This window comes from Streptomyces sp. NPDC034670, from assembly GCF_055574875.1.
Window position 1 is genome coordinate 1 of the sequence record NZ_JBVITR010000137.1, and the last position, 1,856, is coordinate 1,856.

Sequence of the window (1,856 nt, forward strand, 5' to 3'; positions counted from 1 at the left end):
GAGGAGGGGATGGGGCTCTTCGACGCCGGTGTCGGGTGTGGTGAGGCGGCGTTGACGGCGGTGAAGTTCGACTTCGCCGCCCTGACGGAGCAGGCGGCCGCGGGTGAGGTGGCGCCGATGCTGCGCGGGCTGGTCCGCCGGCCCCGGCGGACCGTCCGCACGGAAGCGGGCAACGACACCGGCGGCATGACCAAGGAGTCGCTGGCCGACAGGCTGGCCAAGATGCCGCAGGCCGAGCGGCAGCGCACGCTGCTCGACCTGGTGAGCGCCGACGCCGCGACCGTACTGGGAGGACGCCGAGGACGCGACCCCATTGCGCCGGACCGCGCCTTCAAGGACCTCGGTTTCGACTCGCTCACCGGCGTGGAGCTGCGCAACCGCCTCACGGCAGCAACGGGCTTCCAGCTTCCCGCCTCGGCGGTGTTCGACTACCCGACCCCGGCCGCTCTCGTCGACGTCCTGCTGGAGCAACTGGGCGCCTCACCGATGTCCGTGCTCGCCGAACTGGACCGGCTGGAAGCCTCGTTGAGCGGCATGACTCTGGACGAGGACGTCATGGCCCAGGCCGCCAAGCGTCTCCAGACCCTGGCGGCCCGGTGCGCGACGTCCGGTGCCCCGATGGACGACGAAGACGAATTCGACCTCGACTCCGCATCCGACGACGAGCTCTTCAGCTTCGCGGAGAACGAGCTCGGCTCCTCCTGACAGCGGCACCGGCCCCCCACCTCTTCATCAGCCAGAAGGACTCTTTCGATGAGCACCAACGACGACAAACTGCGTGACTATCTCAAGCGTGCCCTCGCCGATCTCAGCCAGGCGCGCAAGCGGCTGCGCGAGGTCGAATCGGAGAAGAACGATCCGATCGCGATCGTCGCCATGAGCTGTCGTCTTCCGGGTGGCGTCTCCTCGCCCGAGGACCTGTGGGAGATGCTCGCAGCGGGCACCGACGGCATCTCGGAGTTCCCGACGGACCGCGGCTGGGACGTGAAGGGGCTCTTCGACCCCGACCCCGAGCGGGCCGGGAAGTCGTACGTCAAGGAGGGCGGCTTCGTCACCGACGCCGCCGAGTTCGATGCGGCGTTCTTCGGGATCTCACCGCGCGAGGCGCTGGCGATGGACCCGCAGCAGCGGCTGCTGCTGGAGACCTCGTGGGAGGCCTTCGAGCGGGCGGGCATCGACCCGACCTCGCTGAGGGGCCGCAATGTGGGTGTCTTCGTCGGCACCAAGCCCCAGGACTACATCCCGAGCCTGGAGGCCGGGGAGTCCAGCGCCGAGGGGTACGCCCTGACCGGCAGCGCCGGCGCGGTCACCTCAGGCCGTGTCTCGTATACGTTCGGCTTCGAGGGCCCTGCGCTCTCCATCGACACCGCCTGCTCCTCCTCCCTGGTCGCCATTCACCTGGCGGCACAGGCGCTGCGCAGCGGTGAGTGCTCGATGGCGCTCGCCGGTGGCGTGGCGGTGATGGCCACGCCGGGCGCCTTCGTGGCGTTCTCGCGGCAGCGGGGTCTGGCGGGGGACGCCCGGTGCAAGGCGTTCGCCGAGGGTGCGGACGGCACGTCGTGGGCCGAGGGTGTGGGCCTGCTGTTGCTGGAGCGTCTGTCGGACGCGCGGCGCAATGGTCACCAGGTGCTGGCCGTGGTGCGGGGCAGCGCGGTCAACCAGGACGGCGCGTCCAACGGCCTGACCGCGCCCAACGGCCCCTCGCAACGCCGTGTCATCCGGCAGGCACTGACCAACTCCGGGTTGCTGGCCACGGATATCGACGCGGTGGAGGCGCACGGCACGGGCACGTCGCTGGGGGATCCGATCGAGGCCCAGGCGCTGCTCGCCACCTATGGGCAGGGTCGCCCGGCGGA

At 70.4% G+C, this 1,856-nt stretch carries 2 protein-coding genes; both read left to right on the forward strand.

Annotation, left to right across the window (positions count from 1 at the left end):
* Positions 1-705: acyl carrier protein (locus tag ACZ56B_RS32820; protein WP_468798742.1), on the forward strand; the 705-nt coding region annotated here is incomplete at its 5' end.
* 69 nt (positions 706-774) lie between these two features.
* On the forward strand, positions 775-1,856 hold a 1,082-nt coding region (locus ACZ56B_RS32825), incomplete at its 3' end, for a beta-ketoacyl synthase N-terminal-like domain-containing protein (RefSeq protein ID WP_468798745.1).